This is a genomic window from Streptomyces sp. ICN903, from assembly GCF_022015835.1.
GTDB lineage: Bacteria > Actinomycetota > Actinomycetes > Streptomycetales > Streptomycetaceae > Streptomyces > Streptomyces fenghuangensis.
In genome coordinates, this window is sequence record NZ_JAKMAY010000081.1 from 1 (window position 1) to 20,300 (window position 20,300).

Genomic DNA, 20,300 nt, shown 5'->3' on the forward strand with positions numbered 1-20,300 from the left:
GAGGGCGGGCTGATCGACATGGGGGTGGAGCACGGCTTCATCCGCAAGTCGGGTGCCTGGTACACCTATGAGGGCGATCAGTTGGGGCAGGGCAAGGAGAACGCCCGCAACTTCCTGCGGGACAATCCGGATCTGGCCGACGAGATCGAGAAGAAGATCAAGGAGAAGCTCGGCATCGGGGCCCGGCCGCAGGCGGAGAGCGGGATGGAACCCGGGGAGGAGGCCATCCGCACCCTTGCCGCCGGGTTCTGAGCCGCCGGACCCGCCGCGCCGGAACACCCCGCCCTCACCGCCGTTCCGGCCGTACCGCGTCCACAGGACCACGAGGGCGACCGGAACCGGGACCGGGCAGGCCCACCGCGGGGCTGCCCGGTCCCGGTCGGCTCTGCCGGGCTCAGCCGACCGGGGCCGCGGGCTCCCTGCCGGTCTCCCCGTCGGCCCGCGGAGCACCGTCACCGTCCGACGCCCGCTGCTCCGGGCCGCCGTCCGGGGCCCGGGCACCGGCTTCGCCGGCCTCCTCGGCCAGCCGTTCCATGCCGCTGGTGGTCTTCAGCGGCTTCTCCTTGATGAACACGACGGCGACCAGGGCGAGCAGGGCGAAGGGCGTCGCGACGAGGAAGAGGTCCGCGGTGGCGACACCGTAGGCGTGCTCCACGATCGCCCGGATCGGCGCCGGCAGGGCGGTGACATCGGGGACGCCGCCCTCCGGGCCGCCGGGGGCCTGGGCCCCGGCGGCGGGAACGCCCGCCTGCTCCAGCCCCCGGGTCATCTCGGTCGCGACCCGGTTGGCCAGGATCGCGCCGAGCACGCTGGTGCCGATCGTGCCGCCCATGCTGCGGAAGAAGGACAGCACGGAGGTCGCCGCGCCCAGCTCGGCGGCGGGAACGTCGTTCTGCGCGGCCAGCACCAGGTTCTGCATCAGCATGCCGACTCCGATGCCGAGCACCGCCATGTAGACGCTGAGCAGGCCGAAGCCCGTGCCGGAGTCGATCGTGGCGAGCAGTCCGAGACCGGCGGTCATGGTGACCGCGCCCGCCACCAGGTACACCTTCCACCTGCCGGTGGCGCTGATGACCTGGCCGGCGACGGTGGAGGAGACCAGCAGGCCCAGGATCATCGGCAGGCTCATCAGACCGGCGACGGTCGGGGACTTGCCCAGTGAGATCTGGAAGTACTGGGAGAGGAAGACGGTGCCGCCGAACATGGCCACACCCACCAGCAGGCTGGCGACGGTGGTCAGGGTCACGGTGCGGTTGCGGAAGATGCCCAGCGGGATGACCGGCTCGGGAACCCGCGACTCGACGTGGACCGCGGCGATCAGCAGCACGGCGCCGCCACCGGTCAGAACGGCGGTCTGCCAGGAGAGCCAGTCGAACCGGTTCCCGGCCAGCGAGGTCCAGATGAGCAGCGCGCAGACGCCCGCGACGATCAGGAAGGCGCCCAGGAAGTCGATCCTCACCTCGCGCCGGACGGTGGGCAGCCGCAGGGTGCGCTGCAGCAGCACGATCGCCAGCAGCGCGAACGGCACACCGATGAAGAAGCACCAGCGCCACCCCAGCCACGGGGTGTCCACCAGGACACCGCCGATCAGCGGTCCGGCCACGGTGCCCACGGCGAAGACGGCGCCGAAGATGCCCGCGTACCTGCCCAGCCTGCGGGGCGGGATGACGGCGGCCATCACCACCTGTGCCAGGGCGGTGAGGCCGCCCGCGCCGATGCCCTGGACGACCCGGCTGAAGATCAGCAGTTCGACGCCCTGGGAGAAACCGGCCAGCAGCGAGCCGGCCACGAACATGCCCAGGGAGAGCTGCAGCAGCAGCTTCTTGTTGTAGAGGTCGGACAGCTTGCCCCACAACGGCACGGTCGCCGTCATGGCCAGCAGTTCGGAGGTGACGACCCAGGTGTAGGAGGACTGGCTGGCCCCCAGGTCGGTGATGATCCGTGGCAGCGCGTTGGCCACCACCGTGCCCGCCAGGATGGCGACGAACATACCGGCCATCAGGCCGGACATGGCCTGGAGGATCTGCCGGTTGGTCATGGGTGTGGGCGACGCCTGGTCAGGCGCCTGTGATGCGGTCACAACGTCCTTCTCTGGGGCTTTCGGGGGCTTCATGGGCCGCTCCACGCGCCGGTCGCGGAGCGCGGGGGCCTTACCGGGTCCTGCCGGGGGCGTTCCGGGCCGGGCCGGGAGCGGGGCGGGTCAGCGCCGCCGGTTCTCGCCGGACGGCGCCGGCAGCCCGGCGGCCAGGTGCTCGAAGACCTGCCGGAAGACATCGGTGAAGGCGAGCCGGTCCTGCTGTGCGCACCAGTGCTCGACGGCGACCCGGACGGCGGTGCCGCCGACGGCGGCCAACAGGCGCGGGTACAGGTCGAGCGCTCCGCGCCGTTCCTTCTCGGAGGCGGAAGACGCCGGGCCGGCGGCGGTGGCGGGAGCGCCGCCGAGGCGCTCGGCGAGCGCCTCGGCCAGGCCGAGTTCGTCGGCCAGGTGCGCGGCGAGGCTGCGGGCGAGCAGATGCGGTGAGGAGCTCAGCACCCTGGCGTGGAGATCCCAAACCTCGTGGCGCTGCTCGATCTCCGCCAGTTCCGCCGCCATGGCCTCGCGCAGCGCCTCCAGAGGGGAGAGGCCGGCCGGTGCTTCGAGCACACCGCGACGGACCCGCGCGCCCGACTCCGCGTCGACCATGACGAAGGCGTCGTCGCGGGCGTCGAAGTAGTTGAAGAACGTCCGGGGGGAGACGCCGGCCGCCTCGCTGATGGCCTCGACGGTGACGTGCTCCGCCCCGTGCTCCGCCGCGAGCCGTACCGCCGCTTCCGTGAGAGCGGCACGAGTGGCCCGCTTCTTGCGCTCCCGCAGCCCGCTCCCCGCGGCCTTCTTCTCCACCACATCTTGCATGCTAGGCAAAAATGCACGCTCTGTAAAAATTATTTCCGGCCGCACCGGTTCCCGGTGTCCTCGTGAGCCGGGGTGTCCGGGCGTGTGGCAGTCTGACCGGGATCACCGAAGCGGCGAGGGGGAGCGGCTGTGAGCCGGACACTGGGGGAGATCCTGGACGCGGCGGCCGCGGGACGGTTCCCGCCGCCGGACGGCGGCACGACCGTGGTGCCGCAGCCGAGCCGCCGCGACGCCGGGGTGATCGCGTTCACCGCGCACTCCGTGGTGTTCACCGACGAGGACCCGCGGTGGGTCCACGGCACACTGGCGGCCGCGGACTGCGACGAACTGGCGGCCGCGATGAACCCGCGGTTCCTGTCGGCGTTCATGGCCCGCACCGGACGCGCGACCGACACGGTCGACCTGCTGACGGTGGCCCGCGCCCTGCCGGGCCCCCCTCCGCTGGAACTGCGTGAGATCGCGGACCCGGACCATCCGCGGGTGACCCGGGCACGTGGACGCCGCGACGGCGTGCGGGTGTGGGCGGCCGCCGGCGGGGTGGTCGTCCTCGGCCGGGGCGTGGCGGGCCGCTGGGAGGCGGCGGTCGAGGTGGACGAGGGAGTACGGCACCGGGGGCTGGGCCGGGCGCTGGCGAGGGCCGCCCGGCACCTCGTACCGGACGGGGAGCCGCTCTGGGCCCAGCAGGCGGCGGGCAACGCGCGCAGCGTGCGGGCCTTCCAGGCGGCCGGGTTCCGGCCGGTGGGCGCCGAGCTACTGCTCACCGCGCGGTAGGAACGCCCCCCGTGGCCTCGCCGGAGCTCGCGGGGGTTCTCGCGTGCTCCAGTTCCCGCAGGATGCGGGCCAGGTCGTCCGGGGCGGCGGCGAGACGGACCGGGCGGCCGGCGTCGTCGAGTTCGGCGATGTGCCAGTGGCCGGGGACGGCCTCGCGGTCACCGCCGCGGACGCGCCGCACCTCCTTGACGGTGAGCCGTTCCACGGGAATCGGTTTGGCCGCGAACCGGCCGGGACCGGAGTGGGGCGTCACCGCGGGCGGCCCGCCGCCGATGACGATGTGGGTGCCGAAGTGGTGCGGGTTGTAGTCGGTGGGCTCCAGGAATCGGGCGGTCAGGAACACCTCCGCGCCCTGTCCGGCGGGCTCCTCGGCTCCCGGGACCTCGCCGGGTGCGCGGAGGCGGGTGGCGCGCCAGGCCCAGGCGAACAGGCCCACCGTGACCAGCGACCCCGCGGCCGCCCACACGACCGCCACGGGAGAGGCGAACGGATCCGAGGGGTGGAGGTAGCAGAGCGGCAGCAACCACAGGGCCGTGCCGGCGAGCGCGCCCACGAACGGAAGCTCCGACGGGAGGGCCTCGTCGTCGGGCAGCCGCCGCCAGCGCAGCCGCAGCAGCACCCGCGTACCGGGCCAGCCGGCGGCGAGGGCGAGTCCGGCCGCGACGACGGCCACACTCCCCGGAGTGACGACGTGCTTGCGCCACACATGGCGTTCCCCGGCGGCCTCCATCACCTCGCCCCGCCACAGGGTCAGCTCGACCCTGTCGCCGGGCCGGAACTCCCGGGCGGCCTCCTGGGAGACCGAGAGCCGTTCCAGCGGCCGGCCGCCGGTGAAGTACAGATGGCTGGGGTTCCTGGGGCGGCCCGCCTCGGTCCGCTCGATCTCGGCCGGCAGGGTGCTCAGGCACTCGCTCCGCTCCGCCGCGGGCACCCGGGCGGTGCACGGGACGGCCGACTTCCACGCCCGTTCCTCGGCGGCGGTGCCCGATATGGACCACACCGCCAGGCCCGCCCCCGACAGCAGCAGCACACACAGGATCAGCGACCCGGTCCAGCCGTGCCCGGCGGTGTTGCGGGAGACGACCGGCAGGTGGTCCGACCGGGGGTTTCCGTGGCGGCGGTGCAGCGCACGGAGCGTCTCCAAGGCCGCGTCGAACTCCGGGTCCTCGGGGGACCAACTGTGCGGCAGGGGCAGCAGCGGCCTGCGCCCGTCGTGCAGCACCACACCGACGCGGCGGGTGTCCGGGGCCTTGTGGTTCCACTCGTTCCCCATGCGGATCTGCAGGTCGGCGATGCCGGACCACGGCATGCTCCGGCGGCGCGGCAGCGTCCGGACGTGCAGGCCGTACGCGTCGGCGCTCACCCGGGCGACGGCGCCGCGCAGCGAGACCAGAGCCGTCAGCGCCGACAGCAGGGCGATCCCCGACCACACCCCCCACAGTCCGCCGCGATCCGCCGAGTACACCGCGGCCGCGGCCGTCACAGCCGCCCCCGCCGCTCCCAGAACGGTGAAGATCCACAGAGCGCGCCGGTAGGGGGAACGGCAGGTCAATTCCCGGACATCGGTCATGCGCGCAATTCTGCCGCCGTCCGGCCGGGGCCTCATGTGCACGATGCGGCAGCTTTCCGCCCGGCGACGCTTCCGGATACGGGAGGCTCCGCCTCCCCGGCCGGTCACCGCGGGGAGTCCTCGCGCCCGGGCGGAACCTCATGGCTTCCTTAGGGCTTCCTGAAGAAGCCCTTCCCCGGCGCCTCGCGGGCCCCGGGCCTGCCTAGGCTCTCGCCCGGCCCCCTCCAAGGGGCCCGGCAGGCGCGACCGCGTCCGCCGGGCCCCTTCTCCGGGCCGACCGATCCCACCTACCGACTCCCCGAGGTGCCGTCCGCATGAGCTCCCGCCGGGCCGACCGTTCCCGCCACCGCTCCCACGCCCGTTCCAAGGGCACCCCGTCGGCGCGCGACATCGTCCTCGCGCTCAGCGTGGTCACCATGGCGGCGGGCGCCGGCCTCACCGTGGCCGCGGGCGGGGGACAGGACGGACCGGCCGACCATGTGGCGGCCGACGCATCCGGTACCGCGCACGACACGGAGGCCGGGGCGGCCGGCGGCGTATCTCCTCCCGCCTCCCCCGCCCCGCGAAAGAGTGCGTCCGCCTCACCGGGTGCCGACGGGCCCGAGAAGTCCGGGAAACCGGGCGAGTCCGGGGAGACGGAGGAGTCGGGGAAGCCCGCACGCGGTGCCGCCCCCTCCGCTTCCGCACCCGCCTCCGGAACCGCCGGGGGAGCGGAACAGGACAGGGTGGCCAGAAGCGGGCAGAGCCGCGCGGCCGGCTCCGAAGGCACCGCCGAGTCCGGCGGCGGGAAGGGCGCCGGCGCCCCCGGGGCGGACGCGCCGGGGGACGGCGGGCCACAGGCGCAGGTACTCGCACTCGTCAACAGGGAGCGGGCCGCGGCCGGTTGCCGCCCGGTCACCGCCGACGCCCGGCTGGCACGGGCAGCGGAGGACTACAGCGACACCATGGCCGCCTCCGGCGTGCTGTCCCACACGGGGCCCGACGGTTCCACGATGGCCGGCCGGGTCGAGGCGGCCGGGTACGCCTGGAGCAACCTGGGCGAGAACATAGCCCAGGGGCAGCCGGACGCCGCCTCGGTCATGAAGGCGTGGATGAACAGCCCCGGCCACCGCGCGAACATACTCAACTGCGCCTTCGAGGAACTGGGCGTCGGTGTCCACTTCGGCGACGGCGGCCCGTGGTGGACCCAGAACTTCGGCACCGGACGGTAGCGGCACGGCGCCGGCGAACGCCCGCGGGCATGAAAGAGGTCCGGCCCCGGTGCAGTGCACCGGGGCCGGACCTTCCAGTAGCGGGGACAGGATTTGAACCTGCGACCTCTGGGTTATGAGCCCAGCGAGCTACCGAGCTGCTCCACCCCGCGGCGGTGCCACCACTGTACGGCACACCGCGGCCCGAGGCGAAACGGGCAGGTCGGCAGGGGAATTCAGCCCGCGCCCGCGGCACGCCCCGTCCGGGTGCGCACGGCGGCGCCCGCACAGGCGATCACGGCGACGCCGCCGAGGACGGTGGGCCAGGTGATCTGCTCGCGCAGGAGCAGCGCGGCCCAGCAGACGCTCATCACGGGCTGGGCGAGCTGCACCTGGCCGACCCGCGCCATCGGGCCGATCGCAAGTCCCCGGTACCAGGCGAAGAAGCCGAGGAACATGCTCACCACCCCGAGGTAGGCGAACGCGGACCACTCGGCCGAAGTCCCGGCCGGGGGGTGTGCCGAGGCCGAGAGGGCGGTGAGGACCGCCATCAGCGGCGCGGAGAGCACCAGCGCCCAGGAGATGGTCTGCCAGGCCCCGAGTTCACGGGCGAGGATCCCGCCCTCCGCGTAGCCGGTACCGGCCGCCGCGACGGCACCGAGCAGGAGCAGGTCGGACCAGTGGAGCCCGCCGAACCCGCCCCCCTGCAGAGAGGCGAACACGACCGCGGCGACCGCGCCGACGGCCGCCATGACCCAGAACGGGGCGGGAGGGCGCTCGTGTCCGCGGAGCACGGCCATCACCGCGGTCGCGGCCGGCAGGAGCGCGATCACGACGGCGCCGTGGCCGGCCGAGGCGGTGGTCAGGGCGTAGGAGGTCAGCACGGGGAAGCCGACGACCACGCCGCCGGCGACGACCGCCAGACGGCCCCACTGGGCGCCGCGGGGCGGACGCTGCCGTGTGACCGCCAGCGCGACCGCCGCCAGCAGCGCGGCGACCACAGCACGGCCGGAGCCGACGAACAGCGGTGACATCCCGCCGTCCTCGACGGCGGCCCGGGTGAACGGGACGGTGAAGGAGAACGCCCCGACCCCGAGCAGGCCCCACCCGAGACCGGAGCGAGGCGGGGATAGCGCCTGGGCTTCAAGTGCAGTAGCGCTACTGTTGTGTGTCATGGACAACGATAGCAGTTCGCGGATCGTCGCCGGCCTCCGCGAATGGATCGCGTCGGCCGCCCCGGGCGCGAGACTGCCCTCCACGCGCACACTGGTCGCCCGTTACGGGGCGAGCCCCGTAACGGTCCAGAAGGCACTGCGGACCCTGGCCGCGCAGGGAGTGGTGGAGAGCCGCCCCGGCGTGGGGACCTTCGTCCGCGCGGTCCGAGTGGCCCGCCCGAACGACTACGGCTGGCAGACCGCCGCGCTCGGATCGCCGCGCAACCGGGCACCGCAGCTCTCCACGGCGCTGCGCACCACCCCGAACGACGTGATCGCGCTTCACTCGGGCTACCCGGACCGGGAGTTGCTGCCCGAGCGCTTGGTCCGGGCCGCGTTCACCCGTGCGGCCCGGAGCGACGCCGCCGTCAGCCGCCCCCCGGCCGCCGGGCTGCCCGAACTCCAGGCGTGGTTCGCGGCCGAACTCGCCACCGCGACACCGGCCGGAGTCACGCCGCCGACACCGGGCGACGTCGTCGTCTTCCCCGGCAGCCAGAGCGGACTGGGCACCGTCTTCCGCTCCCTCGTCGGAGCGGGCCGCCCGCTGCTGGTGGAGTCGCCCACCTACTGGGGCGCGATCCTCGCCGCCGCGCAGGCGGGCGTACAGGTCGTGCCCGTTCCCAGCGGGGCGCGCGGCCCCGACCCGGAGGAACTGGCGCGGGCCTTCGAACAGACCGGGGCGCGCGCGTTCTACGCCCAGCCGAACTTCGCCAATCCCACCGGCGCCCGGTGGTCGCCCGATCTGGCGGACCGGGTCCTCGGCACCGTCCGAAGCCACGGCGCGTTCCTGATCGAGGACGACTGGGCGCACGACTTCGGCATCGAGGCGGACCCGGTCCCGATCGCCGCCCGGGACGACGACGGGCACGTCGTCTACCTGCGCTCCCTGACCAAGAGCGTCTCCCCGGCCGTCCGCATCGCCGGCGTCGTCGCCCGGGGCCCGGCCCGCACCCGCGTCCTCGCCGACGCCCAGGCCGAGTCGATGTACGTCAGCGGCATCCTCCAGGCCGCCGCACTCGACGTCGTCACACAGCCCGCCTGGCGCACGCACCTGCGCAACCTGCGCCACCAGCTCGCCGCCCGCCGGGACCTGCTGGTCGAGTCGCTGCGGGAGCACGCGCCCACCGCCCGCCTCGAAGCGGTGCCGCGGGGAGGACTGAACATCTGGGTCCGGCTGCCGGACGCCACCGACCTGGCACGGCTCGTACGGGACTGCGAGAGCGACGGGGTCCTCGTCGCCCCCGGCGGTGAGTGGTTCCCCGCCGAACCGACCGGGGCCTACCTCCGGCTCAACTACTCGGGCCCCAACCCCGGCGCCTTCCCCGATGGCGCGCGCGCCGTCGAACAGGCGCTCGCACGGCAGCGGACGCGGTAGCACCGGATACCCGCCCGACTGCGGAGGGCCGTTCGGGTGCCGCCGGTGTCCGCCGGATGCCGGAGGGCCCCGTGTGAGCGGGCGGCGGCGGGGGCACCGATGCCGCATGCACACCGTGATCAACGGGACGGCCGGGAGCACCGGCCCCACCGTCGAAGGCCGCCCGCGCGCCGAAGGCGCGTACGGCGGCGCCGACCGGGCCCGGCGCCCACCCACCGTGCCCGGCCCGCCGCGCGACCGGCCCGCCGGAAACCGCGCCGCGGCACGGCGGCGCCCGTGACCGCCGGAGAGGTCCGGGCACGCCCCGGACCGCCGACCGCGCTCGCACTGCTCACCGCCGCCCACGGCGGACCGGCCCTGGCGGTCACCGCCGTCGCGGGCCTGCTCGCGCTCCGCGGCGGGCTGCGCCTGCCAGAAGCCGCAGCTGTCACCGCCGCGGTGCTCGCCGGCCAGCTCACGATCGGCTGGGGCAACGACCTGCGCGATCTGTCCCGCGACCGCGCCGCCGGCCGCGCCGGCAAACCGCTGGCCGCCGGAGACCTCCCGGCGGGCACGGTGGTGCGCGCCCTGGCCGCGGCCGCGCTCGCCTGCCTGGCGCTGTCCGCGCTCACCGGCCCGCGCGCCGCTCTGGCCAACATCGTCCTCGTCACCGGCGCGGGCCACGCCTACAACCTCGTCCTCAAGGCGACCCCGTGGTCCTGGGCGCCGTACGCCTGCGCCTTCGGGGCGCTGCCCTCGGTGGTCACCCTCGCCGGACCCGCCCAGGCGTGGGCGGCGCCGTGGGCCACCGGCGCCGGCGCCGCGCTCGGAGTCGGGGCGCACCTGCTCAACACCCTGCCCGACCTCGCCGACGACGAACGCGCCGGCGTGCGCGGCCTGCCGCACCGGATCGGCGAACGCCCCTCGCGCGCCCTGGCCGCCGCTCTGCTGGCCGCCGCCTCGCTGCTCGCCGTGCTCGGCCCCTCCGGAACCCCTCCGGCCTGGGCGCTCGCCGCCCTCCTGCCGGTGGCCGCCCTCACCGCGCTCACCCTGGCCGCACACGGCCGCACCCCCTTCCGGGCCGCGGTGGCCGTCGCCCTGCTCGACGTCGTACTGCTCGTGGCGGCCGGCCGATGACGCCGGCATCCGCGCCATCCGCGCACTGGGACCTCGCCGTGGTCGGCGCCGGGCCGGCCGGCGCCGCCGCGGCCCTGGGCGCGCTGCACACCGATCCCGGCCTGCGCGTCGCCCTCCTGGACCGGGCGGACTTCCCCCGGGACAAGGCCTGCGGAGACGCGGTGGCCCCGCACGTCCTCGACCTCCTCGCCCGGGTCGGCGTCACCGGCCTCCTCGACGACCGGATCCCGGTCGGCCGGCTCCGCCTCGGCCGCGGCGGCCTGACCGCCGAGCGGCCGATGGCCCGCCCGGCGTGGGTGGTGCCGCGCAGGGTCCTCGACGCCCGGCTGGCCGACGCGGCGGTCGCGGCCGGCGCCCACCTCCTGCGGCACCGGGTCCGCGGCCTGCGGCAGGACACCGAGGCGGTGGTCCTGGACGGGCGGATCCGCGCCGCGGTCGTCGTCGGCGCCGACGGCGCCCACTCGGCCGTCCGCCGCGCGCTCGGCCTGCCCGCCGGCCCGGCCGCCCTGGCGCTGCGCGGCTACGCCCCGGTCCCGCCAGGGCGGCGCGGCGCGCAGGTCATCGAGTTCGGCACCCGGCACCAGCCGTCGTACGCCTGGTCCTTCGACCGCGGCGACGGCCTGGCGAACGTCGGGTACGGCGAGACCCTCCGCACCGGCCGTAAGGCACCGGCCCGCGCCCGGCTGCTCGAACGGCTCGAGGCGCTGCTGCCCGGCGCGGCGGAGGGCGGGCGGCAGTGGGTCGGACACCATCTGCCGCTCTCGACGGCGCGCTGGCGCCCTCCGTACGGCCGGGTGCTGCTCGCGGGCGACGCCGCCGGACTGGTGAACCCGCTGACCGGCGAGGGCATCTACTACGCGGTGGCCACCGGCATCGCGGCGGGCCGCGCCGCAGCCGCGGCCTGCCGTGACCGAAGGCCCGACCGGGCGGGGGAGCGGTACGCCCGTGCCACCGGCCGGGTCCTGCTGCCCCACCTACGCCACACCGCCCTGGCGGCCCGTCTCGCTCGCAGCCGCCACGTCGTCGAGGCGGCCCTGCGCGCCTGCTCCGCCGACCAGCGCGTCTTCGACGACCTCGTCGAACTCGGCCTGGCCCGGGGCCGCCTCACACCCGTCCTCGCGTTCGGCCTCGGCCGGGCGCTCGCCGCGTCCGCCCGCCCGACCGGCCGAAACCGGGAGCCAGCATGAGCACGCGCGTCCTCAGCGTTCGCGGCACCCTGCCCGAGCACCGCCACCGACAGGAGGAGATCACCGAGTTCCTCACCACCATGCCGGCCGCCGGCGCCGTCGACCGCGGCCTCGTCGAGCGGCTGCACCGCAACGTGTGCGTCGAGACCCGGCACACCGCGCTTCCCTTGGAGGAGTACGCCCGGCCGGGGGACTTCGGCCGGGCGAACGACGCCTTCATCCGGGCCGGCACCGAGCTCGGCGGCCGCGCGGTCGTCGAAGCGCTCAAGGACGCCGGCCTCGCCCCCGCCGACGTCGACTGCATCGTGTCGTGCACGGTGACCGGCCTGGCCGTCCCCTCGCTGGAGGCCCGCGTCGCGGCGGAGATCGGGCTGCGCCCCGACGTGGTCCGCCTGCCGCTGGTCGGCCTCGGCTGCGTCGCCGGCGCGGCCGGTCTCGCCCGGTTGCACGACCTGCTGCGCGGCCGGCCGGACGGGGTCGCGGTGCTGATGTCGGTCGAGCTGTGCTCGCTCACCCTCCAGCGCGACGACGCCTCGGTCGCCAACCTCGTGGCCGCCGGCCTGTTCGGGGACGGCGCCGCGGCGGTGGTCGCCGTCGGCCCCGAGCATCCGCTCGCGCACTCCGAGGATCCCGCCCAGCCCCTCGTACTGGCCTCGCGCAGCCGCCTCTACCCCGACTCGGAGCGCGCGATGGGCTGGGACGTCGGCCCCGGCGGGTTCAGGATCGTGCTCGACGCCTCGGTCCCCGATCTGGTGCGCCGGTACATCGGCGGCGACGTCCGCGACTTCCTCGCCGACCACGGGCTCAGCGCCGGAGACATCGACTGGTACGTGGCGCACCCCGGCGGCCCCAAGGTCCTCCACGCGCTGCAGGACGCGCTCGGGGTCGGGCGGGACGCCCTGGGGGTGACCTGGGAGTCACTGCGCCGGATCGGCAACCTGTCCTCCGCCTCGGTGCTGCACGTCATGGCGGACACGCTCGCCGCCCGCCCGCCCCGGCCCGGCTCCTACGGGCTGATGCTCGCCATGGGCCCGGGCTTCTGCTCCGAACTCGTCCTCCTGTGCGCCCCGGGCGGTGCGCGGTGAGCAGCGAGCCGCTGTTCACCGCCCTGGTCGTGGCCGTCGGCCTGGAGCGGGTCGCGGAACTGGCCGTGTCCCGCCGCAACGCCGCCTGGAGCTTCGCGCGCGGCGGTGTGGAACTCGGGCGGGGCCACTACCCGTTCATGGTGGCGCTGCACACGGGCCTGCTCGCCGGCGCGCTCGTGGAGGTGTGGACGCGCGGGCCGGACGCCGTACCGCCGCTCGCCTGGAGCATGCTCGCCCTCGTCGTGGCCTCGCAGGCGCTGCGCTGGTGGTGCATCGCCACCCTGGGCCGGCAGTGGAACACCCGGGTGATCGTCGTGCCCGGCGCCGCGCGGGTGACCGGCGGCCCCTACCGCATCCTGCCGCACCCGAACTACCTCGCCGTCGTCGTCGAGGGGATCGCGTTGCCGCTGGTCCACTCGGCCTGGATCACGGCGGCCGTCTTCACCGCGCTGAACGCCCTCCTGCTGGCCGCCCGCGTCCGCACCGAGGACGCCGCACTGGCGCGACTGGCCTGAGATGCCCGGGGGAAGGGCCGCCGTGGACCTGCTCGTCGTCGGCGGCGGCCCGGCAGGGCTCGCCACCGCCCTGCACGCGGCCCGGACAGGACTCGAGGTCACCGTCCTCGAACAACGCGCCGGCACCGTCGACAAGGCGTGCGGAGAGGGGCTGATGCCGGGAGCCGTCGCCGCCCTGGCCGCGCTCGGCGTGCACCCGGCCGGACACGAGCTGCGGGGCATCCGGTACGTCGCCGGACCCCACCGGGCCGCCGCCGCCTTCCGGACGGGGCCGGGCCGCGGAGTGCGCCGCACCGTGCTGCACACGGCACTGCGCGAGGCGGCGCTGGCCGCGGGTGCGCGGATCGAGCACCGCACCGTGCGCGGCGTCGAGCAGGACGGGCGGGGCGTGGTGGCCGGCGGCCTGAGGGCCGCCCACCTCGTCGCGGCCGACGGCCTGCACTCGCCGATCCGCCGGGCACTGGGCCTGGACCGGCCGCACCGGGCGCGCCCGCGCTACGGACTGCGGCGCCACTTCGAACTGACCCCCTGGAGCGACCATGTCGAGGTGCACTGGGCCCGCGGCGCGGAGGCCTATGTGACCCCGGTGGCCGACGGACTGGTGGGCGTGGCGGTGCTCACCGCCGGCCGCGGCTCCTACGACGACCACCTCGCCGCCTTCCCCGGTCTGCGCGAGCGGCTGTCCGGGGCCCGGCCGGCCGGACCGGTGCGCGGGGCCGGACCGCTGCGCCGCGGCGCGAGAGCGCGCACCGCCGGCCGGGTGCTGCTCGTCGGCGACGCGGCCGGCTACGTCGACGCGCTGACCGGTGAGGGTGTGGCACTGGCACTGGCGCAGGCGCAGGCGGCGGTACGCGCGGTCACCGGGGGCGATCCGGGAGCCTATGAGCGGGACTGGCGGCGGCTCACCCGGCGCTACCGCCTGCTGACCCGCGCACTGCTCGCGGCGACCGGGCCGCCCCCCGCCCGGGCGGCGCTGGTCCCCGCGGCGCAGCGGCTGCCCCGGCTGTTCTCCGCCGCCGTCGACGCGCTGGCCCGCCCGGCGGGGGAGTGAGCCCCGGCGGGCGGACGGTGACCGGTGGTCAGTGCTTTCCGATGCCGGAGCCGACCGCCTCCCGGAAGTTGCGCAGCGCGTCGCCGGGGAGCAGATAGCCGGACAGGACGTTGCGGGTGTCGGCGCGGCGGACGGCGGACACGTAGCCGGCGTGCGAGGGGTACAGCCGGTCGAGACGGCCCTCGCCGAACGGGATGTGGGTGCCGAACAGGACGCAGAAGGTCTCCCCGGAGTTGTCGCCGGTGTTGAGCGCGGTCGGCGCCTGGACCTGGGAGAGCCGGATGCCGCCGCGCGCCAGGCCGAGCCCGTCGCGCGCCTTGGTGCCGTCGGGGGCGAACTCCAGCGGCGGCGCCGTCGGCGGCCGGACACCCCGTTCGGCCCAGCGAACCAGATGGCCGTAGGCGGCGGCGATCACGTGGTGCAGCGGAACCCTGCTGAACGCCGGACGGTCGCAGGCGTAAGTGGGCACGGAGCCCAGGTCGCGGTCGAGGAGGGGCCGGCGGTACTCCTGGCCGTGCCATCCGGAGTGCGCGGTGCCGGCGACCTCCCAGCGCCGGTAGCGGTCGTCGTCGGCGCGCCGCTCCGGGGTGCGCACATCGGTCTCCGACAGCACGTGGAACACCGGTTCGGCGCCCTTCCGGGACGGCGCGGGACCGACGATGTGGGCGTAGGCGTCGAAGACGGGCCCGGTCCGGGGCAGGACGTGGTCGTAGTAGACCGTCATCCGCGCGGCGGACTGCGACGCACCGACGGCCAGTACCGTCTCGGCCCGGAGCGGTCCGAGGGGGGCGGCGCCCTCACGGGTCCGCAGGGCCCGGGCAGCCTGCGCGAACACGTCGTAGGACAGCTCGTCGGCGGTGAAGCGGCCCCGGCCGGTGACATCGAGCCGCCCGTAGCGGGCGGGGCTCCAGCCGCGCAGCTGCTCCACCCCGATCCGCTGGGCGGAGACGCCGACCCAGGCGTAGCCTCCGCGGAGGATCTGCTCGGGGGACCACAGGGCGTCCAGGTCGTACCCGGCCGAGACGTTCTGCCACTCGGTCAGGACCGTGCCGTTGAAGTCCCCGGGGTCGGCGGGGCGGCGGACGATGAGGCGGGTGGTGTACGGCACGTCGGAAGCCAGGAGTTCGCCGGTGGTGCTGTAGCCGTCGGCCTCGCCGGACAGAAGGAACTCCTCCTCCACGTACCCGGCGGCGGCCAGGTCCGTGGAAGTGGACAGCCATGGATGGGTGTCCTCCACGTCCGGGGCCGAGGGATCGCCGGGAACCGTCCCGGCGACGGGCCCCCGCACGACCGGTGTGCCGACCACCGCCCCGGGCGCCGCCTCCGCCGCCGGGGCGGACCGCGGAGCGGCCTCGGCCGCTCCCGTGGCCAGGGTGGCGGTGACCAGGGCGGTCAGTAAGATCCGCGACGTTCTGCGCCATGTGCTCATACGCGTCCGGCTCCTTTTCCCGGGCGGGCTGCGGTGCCCGCCCGTCCCCGGACAGGATGGCCGGTGCGGGCCGGGGCTTCATCGGCCGAACCACCGGCCCTGGCCCCTGCCCGCTTCCCCGGTCGGTAGCGTCTGCCGGGTGATCGACGACGCCGACACCTGGAACCGGCTCGCCGCCCTGCTGCCGGAGGCCGGCGCCCGGGAGGTCAGGGACTGCTGGGAGATCGGGGAGCGGGAGGCGGGACTCGGCCTGCTCGTCTCCGGCCTTCTCGCCCACCGGGTACCGATCAGCGAGACGGTCAGGGCCCGGATCTCCGTGCTCGCGGAGGACTGGGGTGAGCGGGAGGCGCTCACACCCCGGATCCTGCGGTGCCGTGGCGACGGAGGCGTGTCCACCGTGAGGCTGATCGAACAGGAGGGCGGTTCCGCCGGCGGGCCGGCGGCCGGAGCCGGTCCAGGCCCGGCCGGTTACGTCCTCCTGCCGTGGATCGCCTGTGACGGATGCGGCCGGGTCCTGCTGCGGGCCCATGACCGGCAGCGGTGGGGAGGCCTCTCCTTCTCGGCCCGGCACTACGCCATCACCTCGCCCGACCGTGCCACCGTCCTGCGGACGCTCCCCGACGGCGCCGCGGGCGAGGCGTTCGACGTGCTCCTGCGGGAGTGCGACGGGCCGCCGGCGGCTGTCGGCCCGGGGGACGCCGCGCCGCGTGGGGCGGAGCCACAGGACGGCCCGCGCGGTCGTCGCGCTACCTCGGGTCGCGGTTGAACAGGGACTTGGACCAGAGGTGTCCGAGTGCGGCAAGGACCAGGCACCAGGCCACGGCGAGCGGGCCGTTGTGGCCTATCCCGGTGCCGAGCAGCAGGCCGCGCAGGGTCTCGATGGCCGGTGTGAAGGGCTGGTACTCGGCGATCGGCCGGAACCAGCCCGGCATCGCGTCGACGGGGACGAAGGCGCTGGAGATCAGCGGCAGGACGATCAGCGGCAGCGCGTTGTTGCTCGCCGCCTCGGCGTTCGGGCTGACCATGCCCATTCCGACGGCGATCCAGGTGAGCGCCAGGGCGACCAGCGTCACCAGCCCGAAAGCGGCCAGCCACTCCAGGGCGGTCGCATCCGTGGACCGGAAGCCGATGGCCACGGCGACGGCGCCGACGAGGACCACACTGGCGACCGACCGCAGCACGCTGCCGACGACGTGCCCGATGAGCACGGAGCCGCGGTGGATCGCCATGGTGCGGAAACGGGCGACGATGCCCTCGGACATGTCCGTGGACACCGACACCGCGGTGCCCACCACGGTGCTGCCGATGGTCATCAGCAGCAGGCCCGGCAGGAGGTAGGCGAGGTACGCGGAGCGGTCGGCGCCGCCGATGCCCGCGCTCATCACCTCGCCGAAGACGTAGACGAACAGCAGCAGCAGGACGATCGGGGTGAGCAGGAGGTTCAGTGTCAGGGACGGGTAGCGCCGCACGTGCAGGAGACTGCGGCGCACCATCGTGGAGGAGTCGCGGACGGCGAGGGGCAGGGAACTCATCGGGGGGTCTCCTCGGAGGGCTGGTCGGTGCCGCCGGTCAGGGCGAAGAACACGTCGTCGAGGTCGGGAGTGCGTACGGTCAGCTCGTCCGCCTCGATACCGGCGGAGTCCAGCCGGTCGAGAACGGAGCGCACCGCGCGCTGGCTGCCGTCACTGGGGATCCGCAGCACGAGGGAGTCGTCGTCGCGGGCGGCCCCGCGCAGTGCGCCGGCGGCGGACCGGTAGGCGGCCGGGTCGGTGAAACGGAGGCGGACATGGCCGCCTGAGACCAGCCGCTTCAGCTCGTCGGGGGTGCCCTCGGCGGCGATCCTGCCGCCCGCGAGCACGGCGACGCGGTCGGCGAGCTCATCGGCCTCCTCCAGGTACTGGGTGGTGAGGAGGACTGTGGTGCCGCTCGTTACGAGGTCACGGACGGCTCCCCACATGTTGTGGCGGGCGCGGGGGTCGAGGCCGGTGGTCGGCTCGTCGAGGAAGATGACGCTCGGGTCGCCGACGAGTGTCATGGCGATGTCGAGGCGGCGCTTCATACCGCCGGAGTAGGTGGAGGCGGGTTTCTTCGCGGCGTCGGTGAGGCCGAAACGCTCCAGCAGTTCGGCGGTGACCCGCCGCCCCTCGTGTCTGGGCAGGTGGTGCAGGTCGGCCATGAGGAGCATGTTCTCCTCGCCGGTGATCAGGCCGTCGACGGCGGAGAACTGCCCGGTGACGCCGATCGCGGCGCGCACGGCCTGCGGTGACGTGGCGATGTCGTGACCCGCGACCAGGGCCCGGCCGCCGTCGGCGCCGATGAGGGTGGAGAGGATCTTGACGGTGGTGGTCTTGCCGGCGCCGTTGGGGCCGAGCAGCGCGAACACGGATCCGGCCGGGATGCGCAGGTCGATGCCGTCGAGGACGGTCTTGTCGCCGTAGGACTTGCGCAGCCCGGCGGCGGAGACGGCGGCGGGTGGCCGCGAAACGCCGTTTCTCTTGGACGTGGGCATGACAGATGAAGGCATGGAGTCCTCCCCCTCGGAGGCCGAAGCGGTGAAACGGTGAAGTGGTGGGGGTGAGCCGGAACCGGCCCACGGGGCCGGTGTTCAGGCCCGGGCGCGGCGGATGTCGATGTTGCCGTAGCGGGTCCGGGCGCGCACCTCGACGGTGTCCTCGGTCTTCTCCGGGGCCTCGGAGGCGGCGAGGGTGTTGCGTACCTGCCCGCGGGCGGAGCTGACGTCGAGCCAGGCGGCTGTCCCGTCACGGACGCCGACCTCGATGGCTCCGTAGGAGGTCTCCAACTGAACCGTCCCACGAGCGACTTCGGCGACGCGCAGGGTGCCGTGGGCAGTGGTGGCGACGACCGGGCCCTCGGCGCGCGTGATGTCGATGTCGCCGTTGGAACCGCTCACCCGCAGTTCGTCCGCCGCGGTGCCGACGGTCGTGGTGCCGTGCGAGTTCTTCAGGACGGCGGGACCGCGGACGGCGCCGACACGCAGGCTTCCGGAACTGGTGGTGATCTCGGCCGGACCCTCGACCCGGTCGACGGTGATCGAGCCGTGGGAGGCCGTCAGTTTCAGGGGCCCGGTCGTATCGAGGCGGACGTCGCCGGAGGAGGTCTTCACCCGGACCTCGCCGAGCCGGCCCTCGCCGAGCACCTGGGCCCAGGCGCCGGTCATGTCGACGTGCGAGTCCGTAGGCAGTTCGACCGTGACGTCGACGATGCCGGTGCGCCCGACGAGGTGGCGCCGCCTGGGCGTCCTGACGGTCAGGGCGCCGCCGGAGTACGTGATCTCGGTCTGGTCGGCCGCGCGTACGTCCTGTTCCCGCTTCGGGTCGCGGGGCCGCACCTCGACGACGGTGTCGAGGCGGTCGCCCGCGGTGAACCGGATGGAACCGGCCTCCACGTGCGCCGTGGCCGAGATCGGTTCCGGGGTGTCGAAAGAAGGCATGGCTGTCCCGTCATCCTGGGTCTTGGTGGCGTCCCCGCTGGTGGGACGTGGTCTGAGTGAAGTGGTGCGGGTGCCGGGCGCGGGCTAGCGCACCCAGCCCGTGTAGCTCTGCCCGATGGTCCGGGTCCTCTCCACCGGGCGGTGGTGGTGGCCGTCGAGCGCGGTCGAAACGGCGCGCACCAGCCATGCGTTGACCGACAGGCCCTCGCGGCTCGCGGCCTCCTCGGCCCGGGCCTTGAGATGGGCCGGCAGGCGCAGGTTGACGCGGGCGGTGCCGCCCTCCTCGCCGTCGGCCGGGGGCGGGGGCGCGAGCGGTTCGACAGGCGCGGAGGGTTCCACGGGGGCGCCGTCGGCGGGCGGCATCACCACGAATTCGGGGTCGAGCCCGCGCAGCCGTACGTCGACCGAGCCGGGGGCGAGTTCGCGGGTGATCTCGTCCATCGCGGCGGAGAGCACATTGAGCATGGTCAGCCGGGCCGCCGACTCCAGAGGGGTGGTGAGCCTCTCGGCCAGCTCGCGGGCTTCGCCGCCGCCGGCCTCGGCGGCCACCGCGAGTTCGCGGCGGAGGGTGTCGACATACGGAGTGAGGTCCATGGCGCCATGATGGCATCACGTGGCGCCATGCGCAAGCCCGGATGGCGCCTTGCGTGGGAGGGGATCAAGGGCGACCGCATTGAACTGCGGAAATGTCGTTCCGGTGGTTTGTGTGGCCGTGATGTCGTGCGTGTAAGCGGGGCCTCGGGAACGCGTGATGGCGCCATCGGGAGCCAGACGGCGCCGGATGGCACCGGATGGCGCCCATTGGGTGCCATCCGGTGCCACTGCGGCTCCTCCCCGTCTTCCGGGCGCTGCCGGTGAGGACCCGACCTCGTCCGGATCCGAGGGGCGCGGGCTCAGGATCGGGCGGTGCGGAGCACCTGGCGGCCGCGGGCGCCAAGTACGCCTCCAGGGGAGCGGGGAGAGGGTTGAAAGCGCTGGTTGGAGGCGACATGGGAGAGAGGTGAATCTGATAACTTCCCGACGGAGGTGAAAGGCGTGCCCACCGAGGAAGAGCTGTTCGCGTCCGTGGACGCGCTGCTGGAGGAGGAGCCGCAACTGCCGCCCCCGGCGGAGCGGGCCCGGCTGAGGGAGGCCGCCGGAATCACCCAGGCCCGTCTGGCCCAGGCGATGAAGTCCACACTGCAGACGGTGAAGAACTGGGAGAACGGGCGCGCGGAGCCGAGGCCGCCACGGCTGCAGGCGTACCAGCGGCTGCTGGAGGGCTGGGCCGCGAAGTACCCGGGAGCCGAAGCGGCCTCACCCCCGTCCGCGCCGGCACCACAGGAGCCGACCGCGGCCCCCGAGCCTCCGGCCGGGCCGGAGTCCGCCGCCGCGCCGGACACGAAGCGGCTCCCCGAGCCCGCGTCCCGGCCCGCGCCGCCGTCCCGCCCGGCGCGTGAGCGGCCGGTGGCGC

General features: G+C 74.8%; 20 protein-coding genes, 1 tRNA gene and 1 pseudogene. 12 read left to right on the forward strand and 10 right to left on the reverse strand.

Annotated elements, in window-relative coordinates; genetic code table 11:
• A pseudogene (locus tag L7D48_RS11070) lies at positions 1 to 252 on the forward strand (DNA recombination/repair protein RecA); the annotation flags it as partial.
• Positions 253 to 394: 142 nt separating this feature from the next.
• Here L7D48_RS11070 and L7D48_RS11075 read toward each other — a convergent pair.
• Both L7D48_RS11075 and L7D48_RS11080 read right to left on the reverse strand, forming a co-directional pair.
• Positions 395 to 2,038 (reverse strand): MDR family MFS transporter, encoded by a 1,644-nt coding sequence (locus L7D48_RS11075; RefSeq protein WP_237878840.1) that lies wholly within the window; start codon positions 2,036 to 2,038, stop codon positions 395 to 397.
• 162 nt (positions 2,039 to 2,200) lie between these two features.
• On the reverse strand, positions 2,201 to 2,893 hold the full coding sequence (locus L7D48_RS11080) for a TetR/AcrR family transcriptional regulator (RefSeq protein WP_237878842.1): 693 nt from the start codon (positions 2,891 to 2,893) through the stop codon (positions 2,201 to 2,203).
• A 129-nt stretch (positions 2,894 to 3,022) separates the two neighbouring features.
• Here L7D48_RS11080 and L7D48_RS11085 point away from each other — a divergent pair, with 129 nt between their 5' ends.
• Entirely contained in the window at positions 3,023 to 3,664 is a 642-nt protein-coding gene (locus tag L7D48_RS11085) for a GNAT family N-acetyltransferase (RefSeq protein ID WP_237878844.1), read from the forward strand.
• On the opposite strand, the gene L7D48_RS11090 is transcribed toward L7D48_RS11085, so the two are convergent.
• Positions 3,651 to 5,234, reverse strand: coding sequence for a PH domain-containing protein (locus L7D48_RS11090; RefSeq protein ID WP_237878846.1), 1,584 nt, complete (start codon positions 5,232 to 5,234; stop codon positions 3,651 to 3,653). The two genes, L7D48_RS11085 and L7D48_RS11090, sit on opposite strands and share 14 nt — an antisense overlap.
• 314 nt (positions 5,235 to 5,548) lie before the next feature.
• Between L7D48_RS11090 and L7D48_RS11095 the strand changes: the two genes are divergently transcribed.
• Positions 5,549 to 6,445 carry a CAP domain-containing protein gene (locus L7D48_RS11095; RefSeq protein ID WP_237878848.1) on the forward strand — a complete coding sequence of 299 codons (897 nt, stop codon included), beginning with the start codon at positions 5,549 to 5,551 and terminating at the stop codon, positions 6,443 to 6,445.
• A 78-nt stretch (positions 6,446 to 6,523) separates the two neighbouring features.
• Here the strand turns inward: L7D48_RS11095 and L7D48_RS11100 are convergent.
• Both L7D48_RS11100 and L7D48_RS11105 read right to left on the reverse strand, forming a co-directional pair.
• Positions 6,524 to 6,597, reverse strand: a tRNA-Met gene (locus L7D48_RS11100).
• A 63-nt stretch (positions 6,598 to 6,660) separates the two neighbouring features.
• Positions 6,661 to 7,599 carry a DMT family transporter gene (locus tag L7D48_RS11105; RefSeq protein ID WP_237878850.1) on the reverse strand — a complete coding sequence of 313 codons (939 nt, stop codon included), beginning with the start codon at positions 7,597 to 7,599 and terminating at the stop codon, positions 6,661 to 6,663.
• Between L7D48_RS11105 and L7D48_RS11110 the strand changes: the two genes are divergently transcribed.
• The 7 genes from L7D48_RS11110 (at position 7,598) to L7D48_RS11140 (ending at position 13,967) form a co-directional block, all read left to right on the forward strand.
• The gene (locus L7D48_RS11110; RefSeq protein WP_237878852.1) at positions 7,598 to 9,013 is read left to right on the forward strand and encodes a PLP-dependent aminotransferase family protein; all 1,416 of its coding nucleotides are present in this window, start codon (positions 7,598 to 7,600) and stop codon (positions 9,011 to 9,013) included. The genes L7D48_RS11105 and L7D48_RS11110 overlap by 2 nt on opposite strands.
• A 106-nt stretch (positions 9,014 to 9,119) precedes the next feature.
• Complete coding sequence (locus tag L7D48_RS11115; protein ID WP_237878854.1) at positions 9,120 to 9,293, forward strand: hypothetical protein; 174 nt, start codon at positions 9,120 to 9,122, stop codon at positions 9,291 to 9,293.
• A complete protein-coding gene (locus L7D48_RS11120) occupies positions 9,290 to 10,129 on the forward strand; it encodes a UbiA family prenyltransferase (protein WP_237878856.1) in 840 nt (279 codons plus the stop codon). The genes L7D48_RS11115 and L7D48_RS11120 overlap by 4 nt, the downstream gene beginning before the upstream one ends.
• A complete protein-coding gene (locus tag L7D48_RS11125; protein WP_237878857.1) occupies positions 10,126 to 11,316 on the forward strand; it encodes an NAD(P)/FAD-dependent oxidoreductase in 1,191 nt (396 codons plus the stop codon). Before L7D48_RS11120 ends, L7D48_RS11125 begins: the two co-directional genes overlap by 4 nt.
• On the forward strand, positions 11,313 to 12,401 hold the full coding sequence (locus L7D48_RS11130) for a type III polyketide synthase (protein WP_237878860.1): 1,089 nt from the start codon (positions 11,313 to 11,315) through the stop codon (positions 12,399 to 12,401). The genes L7D48_RS11125 and L7D48_RS11130 overlap by 4 nt, the downstream gene beginning before the upstream one ends.
• Positions 12,398 to 12,916: an isoprenylcysteine carboxyl methyltransferase family protein gene (locus L7D48_RS11135; RefSeq protein ID WP_237878862.1), complete on the forward strand. Its 519-nt coding sequence runs from the start codon at positions 12,398 to 12,400 to the stop codon at positions 12,914 to 12,916. The genes L7D48_RS11130 and L7D48_RS11135 overlap by 4 nt, the downstream gene beginning before the upstream one ends.
• 22 nt (positions 12,917 to 12,938) lie before the next feature.
• Positions 12,939 to 13,967 (forward strand): NAD(P)/FAD-dependent oxidoreductase, encoded by a 1,029-nt coding sequence (locus L7D48_RS11140; protein WP_237878864.1) that lies wholly within the window; start codon positions 12,939 to 12,941, stop codon positions 13,965 to 13,967.
• Between the two features lie 28 nt (positions 13,968 to 13,995).
• On the opposite strand, the gene L7D48_RS11145 is transcribed toward L7D48_RS11140, so the two are convergent.
• Entirely contained in the window at positions 13,996 to 15,396 is a 1,401-nt protein-coding gene (locus tag L7D48_RS11145) for an alpha/beta hydrolase domain-containing protein (RefSeq protein WP_237878866.1), read from the reverse strand.
• 139 nt (positions 15,397 to 15,535) lie between these two features.
• Here L7D48_RS11145 and L7D48_RS11150 point away from each other — a divergent pair, with 139 nt between their 5' ends.
• Complete coding sequence (locus L7D48_RS11150; RefSeq protein ID WP_237878868.1) at positions 15,536 to 16,162, forward strand: hypothetical protein; 627 nt, start codon at positions 15,536 to 15,538, stop codon at positions 16,160 to 16,162.
• On the opposite strand, the gene L7D48_RS11155 is transcribed toward L7D48_RS11150, so the two are convergent.
• The 4 genes from L7D48_RS11155 to L7D48_RS11170 all read right to left on the reverse strand — a co-directional run bounded on the left by L7D48_RS11155 (position 16,143) and on the right by L7D48_RS11170 (position 19,441).
• Positions 16,143 to 16,928, reverse strand: coding sequence for an ABC transporter permease (locus tag L7D48_RS11155; protein ID WP_237878870.1), 786 nt, complete (start codon positions 16,926 to 16,928; stop codon positions 16,143 to 16,145). The genes L7D48_RS11150 and L7D48_RS11155 overlap by 20 nt on opposite strands.
• The gene (locus tag L7D48_RS11160) at positions 16,925 to 17,920 is read right to left on the reverse strand and encodes an ATP-binding cassette domain-containing protein (protein ID WP_237878872.1); all 996 of its coding nucleotides are present in this window, start codon (positions 17,918 to 17,920) and stop codon (positions 16,925 to 16,927) included. The genes L7D48_RS11155 and L7D48_RS11160 overlap by 4 nt, the downstream gene beginning before the upstream one ends.
• Before the next feature lie 81 nt (positions 17,921 to 18,001).
• Entirely contained in the window at positions 18,002 to 18,847 is an 846-nt protein-coding gene (locus L7D48_RS11165) for a DUF4097 family beta strand repeat-containing protein (RefSeq protein WP_237878874.1), read from the reverse strand.
• Between the two features lie 84 nt (positions 18,848 to 18,931).
• Positions 18,932 to 19,441, reverse strand: coding sequence for a toxin-antitoxin system HicB family antitoxin (locus tag L7D48_RS11170; RefSeq protein WP_237878876.1), 510 nt, complete (start codon positions 19,439 to 19,441; stop codon positions 18,932 to 18,934).
• Between the two features lie 441 nt (positions 19,442 to 19,882).
• Here L7D48_RS11170 and L7D48_RS11175 point away from each other — a divergent pair.
• Positions 19,883 to 20,300 (forward strand): helix-turn-helix transcriptional regulator (locus L7D48_RS11175; RefSeq protein ID WP_237878878.1); only part of this gene is annotated, 418 nt, incomplete at its 3' end.